The organism is Paracoccus contaminans (assembly GCF_002105555.1).
In the GTDB taxonomy this organism is placed as follows: domain Bacteria; phylum Pseudomonadota; class Alphaproteobacteria; order Rhodobacterales; family Rhodobacteraceae; genus Paracoccus; species Paracoccus contaminans.
The window spans coordinates 2691639-2712634 of sequence record NZ_CP020612.1; the positions used below are offsets into that span (position 1 = coordinate 2691639).

At 68.8% G+C, this 20996-nt stretch carries 22 protein-coding genes; 21 read left to right on the plus strand and 1 reads right to left on the minus strand.

Going from position 1 to position 20996, the window contains the following annotated elements:
- The 19 genes from B0A89_RS12850 (at position 1) to B0A89_RS12935 (ending at position 19372) form a co-directional block, all read left to right on the plus strand.
- Complete coding sequence (locus B0A89_RS12850) at positions 1-366, plus strand: head decoration protein (RefSeq protein WP_085378440.1); 366 nt, start codon at positions 1-3, stop codon at positions 364-366.
- Between the two features lie 59 nt (positions 367-425).
- Positions 426-1430, plus strand: a complete 1005-nt coding sequence (locus B0A89_RS12855; protein ID WP_169712169.1) for a major capsid protein — start codon at positions 426-428, stop codon at positions 1428-1430.
- Positions 1430-1741: a head-tail joining protein gene (locus tag B0A89_RS12860; RefSeq protein ID WP_085378442.1), complete on the plus strand. Its 312-nt coding sequence runs from the start codon at positions 1430-1432 to the stop codon at positions 1739-1741. Before B0A89_RS12855 ends, B0A89_RS12860 begins: the two co-directional genes overlap by 1 nt.
- A gap of 6 nt (positions 1742-1747) precedes the next feature.
- Positions 1748-2368: a DUF6441 family protein gene (locus tag B0A89_RS12865; protein ID WP_085378443.1), complete on the plus strand. Its 621-nt coding sequence runs from the start codon at positions 1748-1750 to the stop codon at positions 2366-2368.
- A gap of 83 nt (positions 2369-2451) precedes the next feature.
- Positions 2452-3066 carry a hypothetical protein gene (locus tag B0A89_RS14745; RefSeq protein ID WP_157115341.1) on the plus strand — a complete coding sequence of 205 codons (615 nt, stop codon included), beginning with the start codon at positions 2452-2454 and terminating at the stop codon, positions 3064-3066.
- A gap of 165 nt (positions 3067-3231) precedes the next feature.
- A complete protein-coding gene (locus tag B0A89_RS15475; protein ID WP_169712170.1) occupies positions 3232-3537 on the plus strand; it encodes an HNH endonuclease in 306 nt (101 codons plus the stop codon).
- Positions 3538-3648: 111 nt separating this feature from the next.
- Positions 3649-4068 (plus strand): acyl-CoA transferase, encoded by a 420-nt coding sequence (locus B0A89_RS12875; protein WP_085378445.1) that lies wholly within the window; start codon positions 3649-3651, stop codon positions 4066-4068.
- 23 nt (positions 4069-4091) lie between these two features.
- Positions 4092-5036: a phage tail tube protein gene (locus B0A89_RS12880; protein ID WP_085378446.1), complete on the plus strand. Its 945-nt coding sequence runs from the start codon at positions 4092-4094 to the stop codon at positions 5034-5036.
- 2 nt (positions 5037-5038) lie between these two features.
- Positions 5039-5494, plus strand: a complete 456-nt coding sequence (locus B0A89_RS12885) for a hypothetical protein (protein WP_085378447.1) — start codon at positions 5039-5041, stop codon at positions 5492-5494.
- 80 nt (positions 5495-5574) lie between these two features.
- Positions 5575-5754 (plus strand): DUF7697 family protein, encoded by a 180-nt coding sequence (locus tag B0A89_RS12890; RefSeq protein WP_085378448.1) that lies wholly within the window; start codon positions 5575-5577, stop codon positions 5752-5754.
- A gap of 44 nt (positions 5755-5798) precedes the next feature.
- Positions 5799-8216 carry a tape measure protein gene (locus B0A89_RS12895; protein WP_085378449.1) on the plus strand — a complete coding sequence of 806 codons (2418 nt, stop codon included), beginning with the start codon at positions 5799-5801 and terminating at the stop codon, positions 8214-8216.
- A gap of 9 nt (positions 8217-8225) precedes the next feature.
- Positions 8226-8852 (plus strand): DUF2460 domain-containing protein, encoded by a 627-nt coding sequence (locus B0A89_RS12900; protein WP_085378450.1) that lies wholly within the window; start codon positions 8226-8228, stop codon positions 8850-8852.
- Positions 8849-9733, plus strand: a complete 885-nt coding sequence (locus tag B0A89_RS12905) for a DUF2163 domain-containing protein (protein WP_085378451.1) — start codon at positions 8849-8851, stop codon at positions 9731-9733. The genes B0A89_RS12900 and B0A89_RS12905 overlap by 4 nt, the downstream gene beginning before the upstream one ends.
- Entirely contained in the window at positions 9730-10173 is a 444-nt protein-coding gene (locus tag B0A89_RS12910; protein ID WP_085378452.1) for an NlpC/P60 family protein, read from the plus strand. Before B0A89_RS12905 ends, B0A89_RS12910 begins: the two co-directional genes overlap by 4 nt.
- Before the next feature lie 102 nt (positions 10174-10275).
- Positions 10276-10713: a YciI family protein gene (locus tag B0A89_RS12915; RefSeq protein WP_085378453.1), complete on the plus strand. Its 438-nt coding sequence runs from the start codon at positions 10276-10278 to the stop codon at positions 10711-10713.
- 54 nt (positions 10714-10767) lie between these two features.
- On the plus strand, positions 10768-12024 hold the full coding sequence (locus B0A89_RS12920; RefSeq protein WP_085378454.1) for an RNA polymerase sigma factor: 1257 nt from the start codon (positions 10768-10770) through the stop codon (positions 12022-12024).
- 143 nt (positions 12025-12167) lie between these two features.
- A complete protein-coding gene (locus B0A89_RS12925) occupies positions 12168-13370 on the plus strand; it encodes an extracellular catalytic domain type 2 short-chain-length polyhydroxyalkanoate depolymerase (protein WP_085378455.1) in 1203 nt (400 codons plus the stop codon).
- Positions 13371-13473: 103 nt separating this feature from the next.
- Entirely contained in the window at positions 13474-17439 is a 3966-nt protein-coding gene (locus B0A89_RS12930) for a baseplate multidomain protein megatron (protein WP_085378456.1), read from the plus strand.
- 10 nt (positions 17440-17449) lie between these two features.
- Positions 17450-19372 carry a DUF2793 domain-containing protein gene (locus B0A89_RS12935; RefSeq protein WP_085378457.1) on the plus strand — a complete coding sequence of 641 codons (1923 nt, stop codon included), beginning with the start codon at positions 17450-17452 and terminating at the stop codon, positions 19370-19372.
- A gap of 34 nt (positions 19373-19406) precedes the next feature.
- Here the strand turns inward: B0A89_RS12935 and B0A89_RS12940 are convergent, their stop codons facing one another.
- The gene (locus B0A89_RS12940) at positions 19407-20426 is read right to left on the minus strand and encodes a zinc-dependent alcohol dehydrogenase family protein (protein ID WP_085378458.1); all 1020 of its coding nucleotides are present in this window, start codon (positions 20424-20426) and stop codon (positions 19407-19409) included.
- Positions 20427-20479: 53 nt separating this feature from the next.
- On the opposite strand from B0A89_RS12940, the gene B0A89_RS14750 reads away from it, so the two are divergent.
- Both B0A89_RS14750 and B0A89_RS12945 read left to right on the plus strand, forming a co-directional pair.
- A complete protein-coding gene (locus B0A89_RS14750; RefSeq protein WP_157115342.1) occupies positions 20480-20650 on the plus strand; it encodes a hypothetical protein in 171 nt (56 codons plus the stop codon).
- A complete protein-coding gene (locus B0A89_RS12945) occupies positions 20647-20934 on the plus strand; it encodes a DUF6127 family protein (protein WP_085378459.1) in 288 nt (95 codons plus the stop codon). The genes B0A89_RS14750 and B0A89_RS12945 overlap by 4 nt, the downstream gene beginning before the upstream one ends.
- Positions 20935-20996 lie beyond the last annotated feature (62 nt).

A 20996-nucleotide genomic window follows, 5' to 3' on the forward strand; every position in this document is an offset into this window, starting at 1 on the left:
ATGACCACGCTCACCGAGACCCCGCATCCCGGCGGCTTCCTCGTCTGGGAGGCGTTCCGCGACTACACCCGCGAGACCATCACGGTTGCAACCGGCACGCTCGAGCCCGGCACCGTGCTCGGCAGGATCACCGCCTCCGGCAAATACGCCGCCCACGATCCGACGGCCATCGACGGCACCGAGACCGCCGTCGCGGTGCTCTGGGGCAAGGCCGACGCCTCGGACGGCGATGCGCTCGCCGTCGCCGTGGTCCGCGGTCCCGCGATCGTCAACCGCCACGATCTCGTCTTCGCCGGCACACCGAGCGAAGGCGAGATCGCGGCCGCCCATACGGCGCTCATCGCTGCGGGCATCCTCGTCCGCTGACCCGCGGCTCTGGCCCGCGCGTCCGACATCCTTGAACCGGAGGCATTCCCATGGCGACCATGGACATCTTCGAAGGCGATGCCTTCACTATCATCGAACTCACCCGCGCGCTGGAAAATATCCCCTACAAGCCGGCGCTGCTCTCGGGCTCGAACCTCTTCAGCCCCCGCGGCGTGCGGTCCCGCACCGTCGTGATCGAGAGCCGCGACGGCACGCTGTCGCTGATCCCGTTCTCCGAGCGCGGCTCGGCCTATGAACAGCAGGTTCCGGAGCGGCGCGAGATGCGCGCCTTCGTCTGCCGCCAGTTCAAGAAGCAGGACGTGCTCTGGGCGTCCGAGATCCAGGGCATCCGCGACTTCGGCTCGGAAACGGCGGCCCAGCAGGTGCAGAGCGAGGTCGCCCGCAAGCTCGGCCGTCTGCGCCAGGATGCCGAGGCCACCTTCGAGTACCACCTGCTGAACGGCATTCAGGGCATCGTGAAGGATCCGAAGGACGGTGCGACGGTGATCAGCTACTTCACCGAGTTCGGCATCACGCCCGCCGCCGAGATCGACTTCGACCTCGACAATGCCTCGCCCGCCTCGGGCGCGCTCCGGAAGCGCTGCCAGGCGCTGATCGAGGATGTCGAGGCGTCGATGGGCGGGCTTGCGGCGGGTGCAGTGCAAGTTCGTGCGGAATGCGGCTCGGCCTTCTTTGCCGATCTGGTGGCGCACAAGGAGGTGCGCGAGACCTATCTCAACACCGCTGCAGCGGCCGATCTGCGTGGCCGGGTGGCCGACGAGGTCAGCTTCGGCGGCATCACCTTCCGCCGCTACCGCGGTGGCGCGGGCTTCGGCGTGCCGACCGACAAGGCCTTCTTCTATCCCGAAGGCGTCGAGGGGCTGTTCGAGATCTACCACGCCCCCGCCGACACCTTCGAGACGGTGAACACGCTGGGTCTGCCGCTCTACGCCCGCACCATTCCGGACCGGGATCGCGACGAATGGGTGCGGCTCGAGATCGAGAGCAATCCGCTGCCGATCTGCACCCGCCCGCAGGTGCTGCGCTCGGCGCGGCGGACGTGATGTCCGCCTTCGCCGCCGCTGTCGACACGCTCTTCGCCGACCCGAATATCGCCCGGGATGCGGTCTATATCGCCGACGGCGGGGCGCCTGTTCTGGTGCGTGTCGTCGCCCGGCGGGCGGACGCGATCACCGAGTTCGGCGACGCGCGGCTCTGGTCGGAAACCACGCGGATGGATCTGCGCGTCGCCGAGGTGCAGCAGCCGCGCCCCGGCGACCGCATCGAGATCGAGGGCGACGCGTTCCTCATTCAGGGCGAGCCCCTCCGCGACCGCGAACGGCTGGTCTGGACCGTCGATCTGAGGCCCGCGTGATCTGCCATGAAGCTGAAGGCTGACATCATCGGCAGCATTGCCCGCATCATGGAGGCGGAGACTCGGGCGGGTGAAAAGGCCGTCACCACGGCAATGCGCGAGGCCGGAACCGGCCTGAAATCAGCCTGGCGCGCGCAGATCACCGGCGCGGGTCTCGGGGCGCGGCTCGCCCGCACCATCCGCTCGGAAGCCTATCCCAAGGGCCGGCTGAGCCTGAACGCCGCCGCGCTGGTCTGGTCGAAGGCTCCGGTCATCGTCGCCGCCCACGACACCGGCCCGCTGATCCGCTCGAAGGACGGGTTCTGGCTCGCGATCCCGACGCCTGCGGCGGGCAAGTCCCTCCGGAGCGGGCGGATCACGCCCGGTGAATGGGAACGTCGCACCGGCCTGCGCCTGCGCTTCGTCTATCGCCGCACAGGTCCGAGCCTGCTGGTGGCGGAGGGGCGGCTGAACGCGAAGGGACGCGCCGTGGCGTCACGGTCGAAGACCGGGCGGGGTAAGGTCACCGCGCCGATCTTCCTGCTGGTGCCGCAAGTCAGGCTGAAGAAGCGGCTGGACCTCGCGCGAGATGCCGCGCGGGCGCATGACGCGGTACCGGGGCTGATCGTGGTGCACTGGGTGAGCTGATTTAGTGGCACATCTGCGAGACCTTGCGGCTATGCGTCACCCGGGCGAAAAGACCAGTTCTTGCGCTCTGCTGTTGCATCTTCATGCAGACCAGCCACAGCACATTGATGGAGGCTCTCGTGCCGGTGAAATGCCCCGACTGTGGTTACTTGTACGTCCCTGACGATCCGGAGAATATTGCGCTTCATGCCGAGCGTCATGAAGAGGTCACATCACCGGATCGCCCAACACCCGATCCAAGGGTCGCAGACCTGGCGGACCCAGTGAGTGGGTTGATTATCTTCCAGCGGAGTGATCCGGACTTCCTTCACGAAAAGCTCTATGGCATCGCACGCCGGTTCAAGCGCGAGATGGGTTATGATCAAGCAGACTGGGCGCCTAAGGGTTATCAAGTTGCTCCCGGAGCAATTGGGGCGATATTCTCCGACGCGGAGGGCCGAGCATTGGGCGGTGCGGGGATCTACACACAAACCCGGTACCATGCGTCCCATGTGATCGGGTGGATTTGGATTGCCCCCGATCATCGCCGAAAAGGTGTTTTTGCCCGCGCGGTGCCGGACCTCGCAACACGGTTTGACGGCGCACTCCTCGGGTTCCCCTACAGTGAAGCGATGACGCGCTTTGCGGAAGGATCGCCTTACATCGTCGGCAAACGCAGCGAGCCCGGCCCGCTGTACTTGAAACAAGCGACATTGTAGAGTGCGCGACTCCTTCGATTCGCAAGGCCGGCTCAGATCCGCCGCCCTTCAGCTATCCTGTCAAGCAACGCTACCGTAGTGCGCCCTCGTATGCGCGAAGAAAATGGGACCGCTAGTACCTGTACGAAATGTGGTGGTAGCCGCTTCAACAATTGGAACCGTTGCATGGACTGCCGCAACGCGCGCGGCAAACTCCGCAATGCGCGACTGAGAGCGAACGGTGGCACGCACACATCGACGGAGTGGCGCGCTCTGCTCGCTCAGTCCCCGAAGTGCGTCGAATGTGGTCGGGCTTGGGAAGAGATCCCTCCGCGTCCTGACCCGCGATATAAGTCGGTATGGACGAAAGGGCACAAGCTCCCCGTCTATCACGGCGGCGCAAATGACATCAGCAACATTCAGGCCGAATGCTATCAATGCAATTTTGGGAAGAACGCGGGCTCGCTGAAGCGGGGCGATGGAAAATGCTGATCCGCTTCTGGCACTCTCAGACGTCTGGTACTCGGTAAGACCGGTACTTTGCTAGAAACGATGCACGGGTCGTCGCATCCCTCGCACATGTCAACTGTCTAGAGACCTTCGGTGCCCACCACCCGCGAAACCATCCTCGCCGCGCTGCACGCGCGGCTCTCGGCGCTGCCCGCCACCGCCCTGCGGGGCGGGGTCCTGCCCGAGCGCGTGTCGGCGGAGGGGCTGCTGATTCTACGCGACGGCGAACCGGGCGAGCCAGAGGCCACGTTGTCGCCGCTCACCTACCACTACCAGCACCGCGCCGAGATCGAGGCGGTCGTTCAGGGCGCGAGCCGTGACGCCACCTTCGACACGCTCTGCGCCAGCATCGGCGCGGCGCTTGCCGCCGACCGCACGCTGGGCGGGCTTTGCGACTGGGTCGAGGCTGAGGCGCCGCAGCCGGTCGATCTGCCCGTCGACGGCGCGGCCAGCCTGAAGGCCGCCGTCATCCCGGTGGTGCTGCACTATTCCACGGCCGACCCACTCGGCTGAACCCCTTAGACAAGGAGACGGACATGGCACGCGCCCAAGGGGCGCGGGCGCGGATGGCGCTCGCGTTCGAGACGACCTATGGCACGCCGCCGGCCGGCGGTTTCACCAAGACGCCCTTCGCCAGCACGTCGCTCGGCGCGGAGCAACCGCTGCTGAACTCGGAGCTTCTGGGCTACGGCCGCGATCCGCTGGCGCCGGTCAAGGATGCGGTGACGGCGGATGGCGATGTCGTCGTGCCGATCGACTCCCAGGCTTTCGGCTTCTGGCTGAAGGCGGCCTTCGGGGCGCCTGTCACCACCGGGAACTCGCCCGGCCCATATACCCATACGTTTCAGTCCGGCAGTTGGACGCTCCCCAGCATGGCGATCGAGACGGCCATGCCCGAGGTGCCGCGCTATGCCATGTATTCCGGCGTGGTGCTGGACCAGCTCAGCTGGCAGATGCAGCGCTCGGGCCTGCTGACCGCCACCGCGCGGCTGGTGGCGCAGGGCGAGACGGTCGCCACGACCAGCAGCGCCGGAACACCGGCCGAACTGGACCTGATCCGCTTCGGCCATTTCAACGGCGCGATCAAACGCAACGGCACCGCCTTGGGCAACGTGATCTCGACCGAGATCACCTATGCCAACAACCTCGACCGGATTGAGACCATCCGCGCGGACGGCATGATCGACGGCGCCGATCCCTCCATCGCCGCGCTGACCGGCCGCACCGAGGTCCGCTTCGCCGACAGCACGCTGGTCAGCCAGGCGATCAACGGCACCCCCTGCGAGTTGGAGTTCGGTTACAGCCTGATCTCCGGCGAAAGCCTGACCTTCACCATCCACGCGGTCTATCTGCCGCGCCCGCGCATCGAGATCGGCGGTCCGCAAGGCATCCAGGCCAGTTTCGACTGGCAGGCCGCCCGCGACGCCACGCTGGGGCGGATGTGCACCGCCGTTCTCGTCAATGATGTGGAGGACTACTGACCATGATCCGTCTTGATCTTTCCAGCGCGCCGAAGTGGCTCGATCTCGGTCATGACCTGCGCCTGCATGTCCTGCCCGTCACCACCGCTATCATGGTCGCTGCGCGCAACGACCCGGCCGTCGAGGCGCTGCCCGAGGAGGCAAACCGGGAAGAGCAGGCGCTGGTTATGGCCAAGGCCGTCGCTCGCCACGTCGTCACCGACTGGGAGGGCGTCGGCAATGCGAGCGGCAATCCCGTCCCCGTCAGCCCCGAAGGCATCGACGCGCTTCTCGACATCTGGCCGGTATTCGAGGCCTTCCAGACCCGCTGCCTCGCGCCGCATCTGATGCTGGAGCAGGAAAAAAACGCCTCCGCGCCCTTGCCGAATGGCACTTCGGCGGGGGCGACGCCTACTGCAAAGCCTGCGAGCCCTGCGAGGGCGGCGGGGCCTCGTGCCCGGACTGCCCGGCGCGGCTGAACCGGCCGCAGACACTCGAGGGCTGGCAGCTCTGGGATCTGGCGCAGCGCCTGACCGGACAGCTTCGCATCGCCGCCGGCATGGGCGGCGCCACGGTGCTCGGCTGGGACATGGGCGCGGCGCTCGCCATGGCGCAGGCGCTCGGGGTCGATCCGCTGATCGCTGCCGAATGCCTGCCCGAGATCGAGGCGGTGACGGTCCGCAAACTCAACGAACAGATGGCGTCCGGTGACCGGTCGTCGCCGGTGCCGGAGCGATGAACCCGGCCCGAAAGCGTCGCCGCGCTCGTCAGGAACACTGATCCATGGCCCAGAAACGCGTCTCGGTCCGCCTCGTCGCCGAAGGCGGGCGGCAGGTGAAGGCCGAGTTCCAGGGTGTCGGCGATGCCGGCGAGAACAGCTTCAAGCGGATCGAACGGCAGGCCGATGTCACTGGCATGGTTTTGCGGCGCCTTGCCGGCATCGTCGCCGGGGCGCTGTCGATCCGGCAGGTCGTCCAATATGCCGACAGCTGGACCGACCTGCGCTCGCGCGTCGATCTCGCCACCGGCTCGCAGGAGCGCGGGGCGGCGGTGATGGAGCGCCTCGCGGCGATGGCACGGCGGACCTATTCCGGCATCGAGCAGACGACCGAGTCCTGGCTGGCGAACGCCACGGCCTTGCGCGAGTTGGGGCTTTCCACCCGCGAGAGTCTCGATTTCACCGAGGCGCTGAACAACGCCATGGTGGTCTCGGGCGCCAAGGGCGAGCGTGCGGTCTCGGTGCAGACGGCGCTGGCCCGCGCCATGGCACTGGGAAAGCTCTCGGGCGACAACCTCAACACCGTGATCGCGCAGGGCGGCCGCGTCGCGCAGCTGCTCGCAGCGGAGCTCGGCACCACCGTCACCGGGTTGCGCCAGGCGGGCGCCGAGGGCCGCGTCACCGGCGCGGTGATCCGGACAGCCCTGATCGGCAATCTCGAGCGGCTGCGCGACGAGGCCGACGGCATGCCCGCCACCATCGGCGATGCCTTCACCCTGATCGGCAATGCCGCGATGCAGCTGGTCGGGACGTGGGATCAGGTGTTCGGGGCCTCGTCCATGGTCGCCACGGCGCTAATCGCGGTGGCCGACAACATGGAACGCCTCGCCGCCATCGGCATCGCCTTCGCCGGCTTCATGGCCGGGCGCTGGGTCGCGGCCTTCCTTGCGGCGCGTGTCGCCACGCTGACGCTTTCCGGTGCGCTGACGGTGCTGCGCGGCGCCATCGTGCGCACCGGCATCGGCGCCCTGATCGTGCTGGCGGGCGAGCTGATCTACCAGCTGATGAATGTCGTGCAGAAGGTCGGTGGGCTGGGCGAGGCCTTCCGCCTCGTCGCCGATCTGGCGGCCGAGGCATGGAACCGCATGGGGCTGCGCTTTGATGCGGTGATGGCCCGCATCGGCGCCGCCTGGGAAGGGCTGAAGGCGACGATCTTCACTCTGCTCGACGACACCGTGACCGGAGTGGTCAGCTTCGGTGACCGCAGCATCGCGGTGTTTCAGGGCGCCTATGACGGGGCGGTGGCGATCTGGGGCAGCCTGCCCGGGGCCATCGGCGACTTCGCCTTCCAGGCCGCGAACGGCCTGATCGGCGGCGTGGAGGCGATGCTGAACGGCGTTGTCACCCGGATCAACAGTTTCATCAGCGGGCTCAATGCCGCGCTGGACCTTCTGCCCGACTGGGCGGTAGGCGACGGTGGGGTGCGGATCGGCACGCTCGCCCCGGTGGCTCTGGGGCGGGTCGCGAACCCGTTCGAGGGGGCTGCAACGGCGGCTGGCACCGCTGCGGCGGACGCCTTCACCGCTGCCTTGGGCAAGACCTATGTCACCGCCCCCGACACCGGCCTGGGCGCGATGGCCGATGCCGCGCGCGGACGCGCCGAGGGCTATCGCGAGGCGGCCGGCATGCTGGCCGATGCCGCGTCGCGGCCGATGGCAAGCTGGCAGGCGCTGAAGGATGCGGTGACCGGCACCCGCGACGAAGCCGGGGATGCGCTCGACGATGCGACGGGCGGCGCCCTCCAGTTGGGCGATGCGCTGGACGGCGCCACCGGTGCCGCGGGTCGCGCCGGCGCCGCTGGTCGCAAGGCCGGGGCGGATGCGGCTGCGGGGGCGGAAACGGCTGTCACCGGCTGGGCCGCCGTCAGCGCCACGCTTGCCGATTACGCCGCCAAGGCGCGCGAGATCGGCGGCGATATCGGCACTGCGCTGGTCGGCGCGTTTCAGGGTGCCGAGAACGCCATTGGCGAGTTCGTGAAGACCGGCAAGCTGAAGTTCGGTGATCTCGTCACGGCGCTGCTCGCCGATCTGGCGAAGCTCGCGGCGCGGCGGTTCATCCTTGGTCCCATCGCCAATGCACTGTCCGGCGCGCTGAGTGGCGGGGGCGGGATCTTCGCCGACGTCCTGCATGCGGGCGGTGTGGTCGGCGCCAGGGGCGCCCGCCGCATGGTCCCGGCGCTGGCCTTCGCCGGGGCGCCGCGCATGCACAATGGCGGCTGGGCGGGTCTGCGGCCAGATGAGGTGCCCGCAATCCTGCAGCGCGGCGAGCGGGTACTCTCCCGACGCGAAGCTGCGGGCTACGGCAATGGCGGCAACGTCACGGTGCACATCAACGCCCGGGACGCCGAGAGCTTCCGTCAATCCCGCACGCAGATCGCGGCCGACATCGCCCGCGCGGTCTCGCTCGGACGAAGGGGCATGTGAGGATCAGTCATGGCTTTCCACGAAGTCCGGTTTCCGGACGACATCAGCCGCGGCGCGCGCGGCGGACCGGAGCGGCGCACCCAGATCGTGGAGCTGGCTTCCGGCGACGAGGAGCGCAACGCCAGCTGGGCGAACTCGCGCCGCCGCTATGACGTGGCCTACGGCATCCGCCGCGCGGATGATCTGGCGGGGGTCGTGGCCTTCTTCGAAGCCCGCAACGGCCGGCTCCACGGCTTCCGCTTCAAGGACTGGGGCGACCACAAGTCCTGCCTGCCCTCGGGCACGCCGTCGCCCGCCGACCAGGCGATCGGCACCGGCGACGCCACGACAACGCAATTCCAGTTGGTGAAGCGCTACACGTCCGGCGCGCAATCCTGGACGCGCGCCATCGCCAAGCCAGTGGCAGGCAGCGTGCGCATCGCTCTCGGCGGCGTGGAGCAGCCGTCTGGCTGGTCGGTCGACACCACGACAGGTGTCGTCAGCTTTGGCGCGGGACCGGGCGCAGGCGTCGCGATCACCGCGGGCTTCGCGTTCGACGTGCCGGTCCGCTTCGACACCGATGCGCTCGACGTCACGCTCGATCTCGAGCGGCTCGGCTCGATCACCTCCATTCCGCTGCTGGAACTGCGCCGATGAAATCCCTCGCTCCCGCCCTGCAGGCCCATCTCGATGAGGGCACGACGACGCTCGCCTGGTGCTGGCGCATCAGCCGCGCCGACGCCGTCACCTTCGGCTTCACCGACCACGACCGGACGCTCGCCCTCGATGGGACCGACTTCGAGCCCGAGAGCGGACTCACCGCCTTCGAGGTCCGCTCAGGATCGGACCTGTCGGTCGATGCGCAGGACGCCGAGGGCGTGCTGACCTCCGACAGGATCACCGAGACCGACATCCTCGACGGCCGCTGGGACAACGCCGAGGTCGAGGTCTGGCGGGTGAACTGGGCCGACACTGGCCAGCGCGTCCTGATGCGGCGTGGGGCCATCGGCCAGATCCGGCGCGGGCGGCTCGCCTTTGTGGCCGAGGTGCGGTCGCTCGCCCATGTGCTCGGCCAGACGGTCGGGCGGACCTTCCAGGCGACCTGCGATGCCGCGCTTGGCGATGCGCGCTGCGGCGTCGAGCTGGAGGCTACCGCCTTCAAGGGCACGGGCGCCGTCATCGATCTCCTGCGCGACCGGGCCTTCACTGCTTCGGGGTTGGGCGCATTCACGTCCGGCTGGTTCACCTTCGGCACGCTGGAATGGACGAGCGGCGCGAACGCCGGGCGGCGCACCGAGGTGCTGGGCCATGACGTCACGGACGGGATTGCCGTCCTGACCCTGCTGGAAGCGCCGGTGCGCGCGATCGCCGAGGGCGACGCCTTCATCATCCGTGCGGGCTGCGACAAGCGCATGGAGACCTGCGGGGCGAAGTTCGCCAACACGGCCAACTTCCGCGGCTTCCCGCACATCCCCGGCCAAGATGCCGTGCTGCGCTACGCCACGAAGGATGGCGGGCATGAGGGAGGCGTGCTGTGACGCAACCTCTCGCATCGGCCGACCCCGCGCGCGTCGTCGCCATCGCACGGTCCTGGCTCGACACGCCGTATCATGATCAGGCCAGCCTGCGCGGCGTCGGCTGCGACTGCCTCGGGCTGGCCCGGGGCGTCTGGCGCGAGGTCGTCGGTCCCGAGCCATTCCCGATCCCGCCCTACAGCCGGGACTGGGGCGAGACCGGCCCGCGCGAGGTTCTGGCCGAGGGCGCGCGGCGGATGATGATCGAAGTGGAACCCGCGGCGGCAGGTCCGGGCGCGCTGGTGCTCTTCCGCATGAAGCCCCGCGCCATCGCGAAGCATGTCGGGATCCTGACCTGTCCCAACAGCTTCCTCCACGCCTATGAGCGGCTCGGCGTGATCGAGGAGCCGCTCACCAACGCCTGGCGGCGGCGCATCGCCTTCGCCTTCCTGTTCCCCCGATGACGGGTGACGGAAAAAAGTTCTCGGGCGATGTCGATTTTCCGCGTCATCGTTCGTCGACCTCATGCCAGCCGAGTGAGGCGGGCTCAGACAAGGAGACGGACGATGCGTGTCATGGTGCTGGTGAAGGCGACCGAATACAGCGAAGGAGGCTTCCAGGGCTCACCCGAGGAGGGGGAGATGCTCGAGGCCATGGGCAAGTTCAACGAGGAGCTGGTCAACGCCGGCGTCATGCTCGCCGGGGACGGCCTCAAGCCCTCCTCGCAGGGCAAGCGGGTCGCGTTCGACGGTCCCGGCCGGAGGGTCATCGACGGTCCGTTCGCCGAGACGCGCGAGCTGGTCGCCGGCTACTGGCTCTGGGAGGTCAGGGACATGGACGAGGCGGTCGCCTGGGTGAAGCGCTGCCCCAATCCGATGCCGGGACCGAGCGAGATCGAGATCCGGCCGCTGTACGAACTCGCCGACATCATCGAGGTCGTGACGCCGACGCCCGAGGTCCGGGAGCTTCATGAGCAGACCCGGCAGAGGCTCGCCGGCAGCTGAGACGTCCGGGCGCAGTTCGCTTGCCTACGATGTCACCTTGGCTGACAAGGCGGAATGGCGCAAAGCCAGACCCACAGGGTGATCGAGGCGATCTTCCGCATCGAGCGGGCCAGGCTCATCGGCGGCCTGGCCCGCGTCGTCCACGACGTCGATCGTGCGGAGGAGCTGGCTCAGGACGCCCTGGTCGTCGCTCTGTCCGACTGGCCCAGGGTCGGCGTCCCGGCCAATCCGGGCGCCTGGCTGATGACGACCGCCAAGCGCCGCGCCATTGACGCGCTGCGCCGCGACAAGATGCGCGCGCGCAAGCACGACCAGATCGCGCAGGAATGGGTCGGCCTTGTCGACAACGCGGCCGAGGGGATCGAGGCGGCCATCGATGACGATCTCGGCGACGAACTGCTGGGTCTCATCTTCACGGTCTGCCACCCCATGATTTCTGCCGACGCCCGCGCGGCGCTCACGCTGAGGATCGTGGGCGGACTGACGACGGACGAGATCGCCCGTGCCTTCCTCACGAGCGAGGCGACGATCGCCCAGCGCATCGTCCGCGCCAAGCGGACCATCGCGAAGGCCGATCTGAGCTTCGAGGTGCCGCGCGGCGCCGAGCGTGCGGCGCGGCTCGCCTCGGTGCTGGAGGTTATCTACCTCGTCTTCAACGAGGGCTACGCCGCGACAGCGGGCGACGATCTGGTCCGGACGGACCTCTGCCGCGAAGCGCAGCGGCTCGGCCGCATCCTGGCCGGGCTGATGCCCAACGATGCCGACGTGCTTGGCCTGCTGGCCCTGATGGAGATCCAGGCCTCGCGTCTGGCGGCGCGCACGGGTCCGGACGGCACCCTGATACCGCTGACCGAGCAGAACCGGGCGCGCTGGAACCAGCTTCTGATCCGCCGCGGCCTCGACGCGCTTGCTCGTGCCGAGGCGCTCGGGGGCGACGGTCCCTACGTCCTGCAGGCCGCGCTCGCCGCCTGCCATGCGCGTGCGCGAAAGGCGGCCGATACCGACTGGGCGCGCATCGCGGGGCTCTACGACCGGCTGCGCGCCGTGATGCCCTCGCCGGTGGTCGATCTCAATCGCGCTGTTGCGCACGGCATGGCCTTCAGCCCCGAAGCCGGCCTGCGTCTGGTCGACGAGATCGTTGACGACCCCGTGCTTCGCAACTACGCGCCGTTGCCGGCCGCAAGAGGCGATTTGCTGTTTCGCTGTGGCCGACTGGCCGAGGCTCGGTCCGAGTTCGAGGCGGCGGCCAGGCTCACGCGCAACGAGCGGGAAAGGCACTTTCTCCTCGTCCGCGCAGACGCATGTAATTGATGCACCCTGGGTGGCTGCGGAAGACGAAGGTTGGCTGTTGGGAACTTGCTACGTTCATGCGGTCTCAGCCGGGGAGCGGGCCATGTTGCTGTCGGCTGCAGTTGCGGGCGTGAATCCCTCATGACGGGCCGCATGGAGACGAGATGCACTTGAACCGCCTATGGCACGCGATCGCAGTTCTGCTGCTCGGCGCGAACCCGTCGCCAGCTGGCCACGACGACATTCCTGATCCGCCGCCGCTCTCGGTTTCGCAGCCTATGCCGACGGACCTCCGGCTCGACCCCGCGTCGGTGACAGTCTCCGGCCTCTCGTCCGGCGGGTTCTTCGCCCACCAGTTCCACATAGCCTTCTCCCAGACCGTGGCGGGCGCCGGCATCCTCGCCGGCGGCCCCTATGGCTGCGTGGAGGTCATCAAGAACCCGTTCTGGCCGTTCTGGAAGCTGGACCGTACCTCCGCGGCGGTGGTCGCCTGCACGCATTACTTCGGAGACCGCTACTGGGGTCTTCGTCCCAACCCTCCGCGTGCCGAGGACGTCCGGAAACTGATTGAGGCCGCACACCAGGACGGGGAGATCGACGATCCTGCGCATGTCGCCGACGATCGGGTGTGGCTGTTCCGCGGGGAGCTCGATGCGGTGGTTCCGGCCGCAGTCGCCGGCAGCCTCGCCGATCTCTATCGCCTTCTCGGCGTGGATGCTGGGGCGCTCGACATCGAGCCTGGGAATCCACCCCGCCCGGCCAACCATGGCATCCCGGTCAAGAGCTTCGCCGCCGACAGTCGGTTCGAGCGGGTGGATTGCGCCGAGCACGCGCCGCCCTTCGTGATCGAGTGCGGCTTCGACGCAGCCGAGAGGCTGCTCCGGCATCTTTATCCTGACGGCTTTGTCCAGGACCCGGTCGATCCCCACGACGCGGGCAGCCTCCTCGCCTTCGACCAGGCCGAGTTCTTCCAGCCGTCGCCGTCAGCTGGCCTGAGCGGCGCCGGCTACATCTACATTCCAGACGTTTGCCGATCCGAGGAATGCCGGCTGCATGTCGCGTTCCACGGCTGTCGACAGAATGCGGACGCGCGAGGTGACGAGCGGGTCCACGACGATTTCGTTCGTGACGCGGGCTACAATCGCTGGGCGGCGGCGAACCGGATTGTCGTCCTTTACCCGCAGGCGACTGAAGCACCAGGCAATCCCAGAGGGTGCTGGGACTTCTGGGGCTACAGCGGCGACAGATGGCGAACGCGCAACGGCGTCCAGATGCAAGCCGTGAGGTCCATGGTCGAGCGACTGCTCGAACAGCAGGGCCAGCGCCAGTCCAGCCCGGAACCGTCGCCGTCGACCTTCACCCGTTGAGGATCGGCCGCAGCCAGCTGCGGCACAGCCAACGATAGACGCTGCACCCAGCCGTGCAGGACGGCGGAATGTCGTCTTCGGCCGTCAGATATGGGATCCCTACATGGCTACCCTCGTCCTCGGCGCGGCCGGCGCCGCCATTGGCGGTTCGATCGGCGGCGCGATCCTCGGCGTGAGCGCCGCGACCATTGGCGGCTTCATCGGCTCGACCATCGGCTCGGTCGTCGACAGCTGGATCATCTCGTCGCTGGCGCCCACGCAGCGCATCGAGGGCGCGCGGCTCGACACGCTGCGCATCACCTCGGCCACCGAGGGCGCGGTGATCCCGCGGCTCTACGGCCGGATGCGGATGGGCGGCAACATCATCTGGGCGACGGATTTCCGCGAGGAGACCAGGACCACCACACAGGGCGGCGGCAAGGGTGGCGGGGGCGGCAAGGTCAGGACGACCGAGTATCTCTACTACGCGAGCTTCGCCGTTGCCTTGTGCGAAGGCCCGATCACCGGCATCGGCCGCGTCTGGGCCGACGGCAAGCCGATGGACCTCTCCGGCGTCACCTGGCGCTGGTATTCTGGAGACGAGGCGCAGACCGCCGATCCGTTCATCACCGCGAAGATGGGCGCGGCCAGCACGCCCGCCTATCGCGGCACGGCCTATGTGGTCTTCGAGGAACTGGCGCTCTCGAACTACGGCAACCGCCTGCCGCAGCTTTCCTTCGAGGTGTTCCGGCCGCTCGCCGACCCCGACACCGCCGAGGGGCTGACCCGCGCCGTCACCATGATCCCGGCCTCGGGCGAGTTCACCTACGCGACGCAGGCGATCCGCAAGACCGATGGCGGCGCAACGCAGGCGGAGAACCTGAACGCGCTGCCGGATGCCACCGACATGGTGGTGGCGCTGGACCGGCTGCAGGCGATGGCGCCTGCGGTCGAGAGCGTCAGCCTCGTCGTCGCCTGGTTCGGCGACGATCTGCGCGCGGGATCGTGCAAGGTGCGGCCTGGCGTCGAGGTGTCGGCCAAGTCGACCACGCCCGCCAGCTGGTCGGTCAATGGTGTCAGCCGTGCCAACGCCGTCCTCGTCAGCCGCGACGACCAGGACCGCCCGGTCTATGGCGGCACGCCGTCGGACTTCGCGGTGGTGCAGGCGATCCAGGAGATGAAGGCGCGCGGGCTGCGGGTCACCTTCTATCCCTTCATCCTGATGGACGTGCCGCCCGGCAACACGCTGCCGAACCCCTATTCCGACAACGCCGCCGAGACCGGCCAGCCCGCGTTCCCCTGGCGGGGGCGGATCACGTGTTCGCCTGCCGCTGGTTTCGCGGGGACGGTGGACAAAACCGCCACTGCGGCCGCGCAGGTCGCGGCGCTGTTCGGCGCGGCAACGCCCGCCAGCTTCAGCGTTTCGGGTCAGTCGGTTTCGTGGACCGGGGCGCCGGGCGACTGGGGCCTGCGCCGCATGGTGCTGCACTACGCGCATCTCTGCGCGGCGGCGGGCGGTGTCGATGCCTTCCTCATCGGCACCGAGATGCCGGGGCTGACGACCATCCGCTCGGGGCCATCCAGCTATCCGGCGGTGCAGGACTATCGGGATCTGCTCGCGGATGTGCGCTCGATCCTCGGGTCCGGCACCAAGATCGGCTACGCTGCCGACTGGAGCGAGTATTTTGGCCATCAGCCGGGTGACGGCTCGGGCGACGTGTTCTTTCATCTCGATCCGCTCTGGGCCGATCCGGAGATCGATTTCGTCGGGATCGACAACTACATGCCGCTTTCCGACTGGCGGGACGGCTTCGACCATGCAGACGCGGCCGAGGGCTGGCCCGCGATTTACGACCGGGGATACCTGCAGACGAACATCGCGGGCGGTGAAGGCTTCGACTGGTTCTATGCCAGCGCGGCCGCCCGCACTGCGCAGGTTCGCACCCCGATCACCGATGGTGCCGCCGGCAAGCCATGGGTGTTCCGCTACAAGGACCTGCGCGCCTGGTGGTCGAACGCGCACTACGACCGCCCAGGCGGGGTGGAGAGCGGAACGCCGACCGCGTGGGCGCCGCAGTCCAAGCCGATCTGGTTCACCGAACTCGGCTGTCCCGCCATCGACCGGGGCACCAACCAGCCCAACGTCTTCTTTGACCCGAAGTCCTCGGAGAGCTTCACGCCGCATTTCTCGCGGGGCTGGCGCGACGATGCGATCCAGCGCGCCTATCTCGAGGCGACGTATCTCTGGTGGGGCGAGGCCGCGCACAACCCGGTGTCCTCGGTCTACGGCGGCCGGATGGTGCATGTCCCCGAATGCGCCGCCTGGACCTGGGACGCACGGCCGTACCCGTTCTTCCCGGCGCTGACCGACGTCTGGACGGACGGGGCGAACTGGCGGCTCGGTCACTGGCTTACGGGTCGCCTCGGGGCGGTGTCGCTCGCGGCACTCGTCCGCCACCTCTGCCTGCGCGCCGGGCTGCCCGAGTCCCGGATCGACGTCTCCGGCCTCTGGGGCGCGGTCGAAGGCTACGCCATCACGGCGCTCGAAAGCCCGCGCGCCTCGATCACCACGCTGTCGCGGCATTTCGGGTTCGACGCGGTGGAGACCGAGGGCGTGATCCGCTTCGTCATGCGCGGGCGGGCCTCCGTCGCCACCCTCTCACCCGACGATCTGGTGGCCGCCCGCGAGGGCGACGTGCTGGAACTGACCCGCGGCCAGGAGACCGAACTGCCGCAGGCGCTGAAGTGGCAGGTCGCGCGCGCCGACGAGGACTACGACGCGGCCCTCGTCGAGGCGCGGCGCATCACCGTGGACACGACGCGGATTGCCTCCGAGTCCTTCCCGATGGCCGTGCCGCCCGAGGAGGCCGAGCGCCGCTGCCGCCGTGCGCTGATGGAGGCGTGGGTGGGGCGCGAGACGGCGGCGTTCCGTCTTCCACCCTCTCGCCTGGCGCTGGATCCGGCCGACCCAATCCGGCTGGAGCATGACGGGCGGCTCGTCGATCTGCGGTTCGTCTCCATCGCCGACGCGGAGGCGCGCGGCATCGAGGCGGTCCGCCAGGACCGCGCGACCTACGACCTGCCCCCCGGCGATCCCCGCGCGGCGTCGCTGACGCGGGCCGTGGTGTTCGGCGCGCCGGATGCGGTGCTGATGGACCTGCCGCAGCTGACCGAGGATCAGCCCGCGCATCGGCCGTTTGTCGCGGCGCACGCCGTTCCCTGGCCCGGCGAGATGGCGGTGTTCCGCAGCCCCTCCACGGATGGCTTTGAGCTGCTGAACACGTTCGGCAGCCGCGCACGGATCGGCACACTGGTCCCGGACTTCTTTGCGGGACCGACGTCGCGCTTCGACCTCGGCAACGCGCTGGTGGTCGATCTGCTCACCGGCACGCTGGAGAGCGTCACGGACCTGACCCTGTTCGGCGGGGCCAACGCGCTGGCCATCGAGAGCGCGCCCGGCGTGTGGGAGATCGTTCAGGCGGGCGCGGCGGAACTGCTGGCGCCCGGCCGGTATCGCCTGACCCGGCTCCTGCGCGGCCAGCGCGGCACCGAAGGTGCGATGGGCAACCCGGCACCTGCAGGCGCACGCGTGGTGGTGCTGGACGATAGTCTCGCATCTCTGCCGATCGCTGAGGCCGATCTCGGCATCCCGTGGAACTGGCGCATCGGCCCGGCGAGCCGCCCCGTCAGCGACGAAACCTATGTAGAGCAGGCCTTCACGCCCACGGGCGCCGGGCTTCGGTCGTTCTCGGTCGCTCATGTCGAGCAGCCGTGGCGCACACCGCGCACGCCCGGCGATCTGACCATCCGCTGGACGCGCCGGTCGCGCGCCTTGGTCGCCGACAACTGGGGCGGGCTCGAGGTGCCGCTGGCCGAGGAACTCGAAGTCTACGAGGTCGAGATCCTCGACGGCCCTGCTGTGAAGCGCGTGCTGAGCACGGCGACGACCAGCGCGGTCTACACGGCCGCGCAGCAGACCGCCGACTGGGGCGCGCCGCTCGCCCCCGGCGACACGCTCGTTATCCGCATCTCCCAGCTCTCCGCCCTCGTCGGGCGGGGCGCGCCCAAGACCGTCACGCTGACACTCTGAAGGCCATCCCATGTCCGACGCCACGACCCATCTCCTGCTGCCCTACATCCTGGCGGCGCAGGCCCAGAAGCATGTCACCCACAACGAGGCGCTGCGGATCCTCGACGGGCTCGTGCAGCTCTCCGTTCTCGACCGGGACCTGACCGCGCCGCCCGGTAGCCCCGCTGATGGTGACCGCTACATCGTCGGCTCGGGCGCGACGGGCGACTGGGCGGGCTGGGACCTGAACGTGGCGGTCTGGACCGACGGCGCCTGGCTGCGTCTGCCGCCACGCTCGGGATGGCGGGCATGGGTCGAGGACGAGAGCATGCTTCTGGTCTGGACCGGCGCGACCTGGCAGACGGTCGGCGCGCCCAGCGATGTCTCGGACGCCGTCTTCAGCCTCGTGAACGACGCCGATCCGACCAGGAAGGCCGTGTTCTCGCTCTCCGGGATCAGCACCAGCACGACGCGCAGCTTCACCCTGCCGAACACCTCTTCGGAACTGGCGATCCTCGCCGGCACCCAGACCTTCACCGGCAACAAGACCTTTTCCGGCACCCTCACGGCCTCGGGCACCGTCACCGTCTCGGCGGCTTCGGCCAGCATCGGCACGGCAACGGGTACCGCCACTTACGCCATGGGGTCGGGCGCCACGGCCTCCGGCGCCACCAAGACGGTGAACCTTGGCACCGGTGGCGCGCCCGGGTCGACGACGGTCATCAACATCGGCTCGGCGACGGCCGGTGCAGGCGGGACCACGGTGATCAACACGCCCACCGTCACCTTCGCCAATGCCGTCACGCAGGTCGGGATGTCGCAGGCCAACCTCACGGCCCAGCTGCTGGGCCTCGGCGGGGCCACGGCCGACGACTACAATCGCCTGTCGGTCAATACGCCGGCCGTGCTGCTGAACAACGCCGGAGCCGGGGTGGAGGCAACGGTCAACAAGGCCGGCACCGGCAACGACGCGGCCTTCGCCTTCAAGACCGGGTTTTCGGCACGGGCTCTGGTGGGGCTTCTGGGCAGTGACGATTTCAGCGTCAAGGTCAGCCCGGATGGATCGGCATTCCATGACGCCCTGAAGATCGACCGCACCAGCGGTCAGGTCGAACTGCCGCAACCCACGATCCTGCCGGGGCTGAGTGCGGCCCCGATCCCGCCGCCTTCGGGCAAGGCCGCCGTCTATGCCCGCAACCGCGCGGGCGCCCCCTGGATCGACGTCATGCGGCCTTCGGGCCGGGACTTCCCGCTGCAGCCGCATTTCGGGGTGAACCGCATCGCCAACTGGTCGCCCTCGACCAACACCGCGATCAACACCGAAGGCCTGCCGATCACCTCGGTCGGCACCGTCTCCACTCCGGCGCTTGCCGCCACCAGCCTTGCCACCTCGATGCGGCGCTGGCGTCTGACCTCGGCCGCGGTGGTTGACTCGGTCGCCGACCAGCGCTCCGCGGGCTGGGCCTGCTGGCGCGGCAATGCGGCGGGTCTCGGGGGCTGGACGTTTGTCACGCGGCTCTCGCTGACGACCCTGCAGGCCACCGGCATGGGCTTCTTCGGCCTTTACGGCTCCACCGCCGCGCTGGCCATCACGCTGACGCTGGCCACGGTCGTCAACTGCATCGGCATCGGCTTCCAGCGCGGGACGCACGCCAACTGGCAACTGGTGGCGAATGACGCCACCGGCGCGCCCACCCTGACCGACATGGGCGCCGCATTCGCGGTCGCAACCGGCGGCGTTCTGACGCTGTTCATCGCCGCCGCGCCAAACGCTGCATCGGTTTGGGTCAGGCTCGTCAACGAGGTCACCGGCGCTGTCTTCGAGCAGGAGATCGCCGCCGATCTGCCCGCCGCGACCCAGTTCCTCTCGCCCCGGCTTTACCTGAACAACGGGGCGACCGCGGCCGCCGTCGCCTACGACTGCTCCGGGGTGTATGTGGAGACGGATTTCTGAACTCGGACCCGGCCATGCCCTTGTGCCGTCGGCCTCAGATTTCCAGACAGATCTTCCCGAAGTGCTGTCCCGACATCTCGTAGCGGAATGCGTCCGCCGTCTGCTCCAGCGGAAAGGTGCGGTCGATCACCGGCCGCAAGCTCAGCCCGTCGAGCGCCCGGACAAGGTCCTGCTGGTGCTTGCGGCTGCCGGCCAGCAGCCCCTGCAGCCGCTGCTGGCGGCCGATCAGCAGGCCGGTGCGGACCTCGCCCTTGGCGCCGGTCAGGATGCCGATCATGGCGATGCGGCCGCCGATGCGGCACGCCTCCATCGACTGCGACAGCGTCCCCGGGCCGCCGATCTCCATCACGTGGTCGGCGCCCCGGCCTTCGGTCAGCTCCAAGACCGCGCCCGCCCACTGCTCGGTGGTGCGGTAGTTGATGGTGTGGTCGGCCCCCAGCGCCCGGGCGCGCTCCAGCTTGGCGTCCGACGAGGAAGTGACAATCACCCGCGCGCCCATGGCCTTGGCGAGCTGCAGGGCGAAGATGGACACGCCCCCCGTACCCAGCGTCAGGACGACGTCCCCGGGCTTCAGGCCGCCGTCAACGACCAGCGCCCGCCAGGCGGTGAGCCCGGCAACGACCACGGTGGCCGCCTCGGCATGGCTGTAGCCGCGGGGCGCCTGGGTGAACCAGGTCGCGGGCGCGATGACCGCCTCGCGGGCGTAGCCGTCGAGGCCGTCCCCGGGCGTGCCGGAGAAGCTGGCGACTGCCGCGCCGCCGTCCTGCCACTGCGGGAAGATGAGGGAGATCACCGCATCGCCCACTGCGAACTCGGTCACCCCGTCGCCGACCGCCTCGACCATGCCGGCACCGTCCGACATCGGGATGCGGCCCTCGCCGAGCGGTGTGGCCGGCGCCATGCGGCCGCTGACGACGAGCAGGTCATGAAAGTTGAGCGAGCTTGCGTGCAGGCGGACGCGGATCGCGCCGGGTCCGGGATCACCGGGGTCGGCCATGTCCTCCATCCGGAGGGCCTCAAGATTGCCCGGCGGGCGAAGCCAGACTGCCTTCATGGGTGTGTCCTTGTCGGTAGAAACATCGCGCTACAGGGAATGGACGACAACTCGTGGAAGGCGCGTTCCAGATCAAATTTACCACGCCACAGGCCGCCTGTCCGGACGTTTTCGGGGCGGCCGGGTTCCGGCTCGCCGCCCCCGCCGATCGCAGCACCGTATCGAGGGCTGATGGTCAATTACTGGCTGCAATATCGGCTGAAAAGCAGGAGATGATCCCATGACACCGCCCCGATCCGATGGCTATGTGCGCATGCCGGACCACGAGTTCGAGGCGATCCTGACGCGGGCGGCCGAGGAAGGCGCAAGGCGCGCACTCTCCGATGTCGGCCTCGACGGCGACGAAGCCGCGCTCGACATCCGCGATCTGCGCTCCCTGGTGGACTGCATCCGGCTGGTGCGGCGCACCGCGATGCAGACCGCCGTTCGCATGATCACCACCGGCGTCATGCTGGCGCTGCTGGCGGGCATCGCCATCAAGCTGAAGATCTTCCGCGGCAGCCCGTAGCCGCACAACGCCTCAAACCATCAGCTCACCCACACCCGCCCTCGAGGCGGGTTTTTCATTTC

Excerpts from the sequence above, each read along its gene's own strand:
- B0A89_RS15475 (WP_169712170.1), top strand. The coding sequence starts at position 3,232 with ATGGACTGCCGCAACGCGCGCGGCAAACTCCGCAATGCGCGACTGAGA.
- B0A89_RS12900 (WP_085378450.1), top strand. The coding sequence starts at position 8,226 with ATGGCTTTCCACGAAGTCCGGTTTCCGGACGACATCAGCCGCGGCGCG.
- B0A89_RS12890 (WP_085378448.1), top strand. The coding sequence starts at position 5,575 with ATGGGCGGCGCCACGGTGCTCGGCTGGGACATGGGCGCGGCGCTCGCC.
- B0A89_RS12880 (WP_085378446.1), top strand. The coding sequence starts at position 4,092 with ATGGCACGCGCCCAAGGGGCGCGGGCGCGGATGGCGCTCGCGTTCGAG.
- B0A89_RS14745 (WP_157115341.1), top strand. The coding sequence starts at position 2,452 with ATGCAGACCAGCCACAGCACATTGATGGAGGCTCTCGTGCCGGTGAAA.
- B0A89_RS12915 (WP_085378453.1), top strand. The coding sequence starts at position 10,276 with ATGCGTGTCATGGTGCTGGTGAAGGCGACCGAATACAGCGAAGGAGGC.
- B0A89_RS12850 (WP_085378440.1), top strand. The coding sequence starts at position 1 with ATGACCACGCTCACCGAGACCCCGCATCCCGGCGGCTTCCTCGTCTGG.
- B0A89_RS12905 (WP_085378451.1), top strand. The coding sequence starts at position 8,849 with ATGAAATCCCTCGCTCCCGCCCTGCAGGCCCATCTCGATGAGGGCACG.
- B0A89_RS12885 (WP_085378447.1), top strand. The coding sequence starts at position 5,039 with ATGATCCGTCTTGATCTTTCCAGCGCGCCGAAGTGGCTCGATCTCGGT.
- B0A89_RS12945 (WP_085378459.1), top strand. The coding sequence starts at position 20,647 with ATGACACCGCCCCGATCCGATGGCTATGTGCGCATGCCGGACCACGAG.
- B0A89_RS12920 (WP_085378454.1), top strand. The coding sequence starts at position 10,768 with ATGGCGCAAAGCCAGACCCACAGGGTGATCGAGGCGATCTTCCGCATC.
- B0A89_RS12925 (WP_085378455.1), top strand. The coding sequence starts at position 12,168 with ATGCACTTGAACCGCCTATGGCACGCGATCGCAGTTCTGCTGCTCGGC.
- B0A89_RS12895 (WP_085378449.1), top strand. The coding sequence starts at position 5,799 with ATGGCCCAGAAACGCGTCTCGGTCCGCCTCGTCGCCGAAGGCGGGCGG.
- B0A89_RS12940 (WP_085378458.1), bottom strand. The coding sequence starts at position 20,426 with ATGAAGGCAGTCTGGCTTCGCCCGCCGGGCAATCTTGAGGCCCTCCGG.
- B0A89_RS12860 (WP_085378442.1), top strand. The coding sequence starts at position 1,430 with ATGTCCGCCTTCGCCGCCGCTGTCGACACGCTCTTCGCCGACCCGAAT.
- B0A89_RS12935 (WP_085378457.1), top strand. The coding sequence starts at position 17,450 with ATGTCCGACGCCACGACCCATCTCCTGCTGCCCTACATCCTGGCGGCG.
- B0A89_RS12865 (WP_085378443.1), top strand. The coding sequence starts at position 1,748 with ATGAAGCTGAAGGCTGACATCATCGGCAGCATTGCCCGCATCATGGAG.
- B0A89_RS12930 (WP_085378456.1), top strand. The coding sequence starts at position 13,474 with ATGGCTACCCTCGTCCTCGGCGCGGCCGGCGCCGCCATTGGCGGTTCG.
- B0A89_RS12855 (WP_169712169.1), top strand. The coding sequence starts at position 426 with ATGGACATCTTCGAAGGCGATGCCTTCACTATCATCGAACTCACCCGC.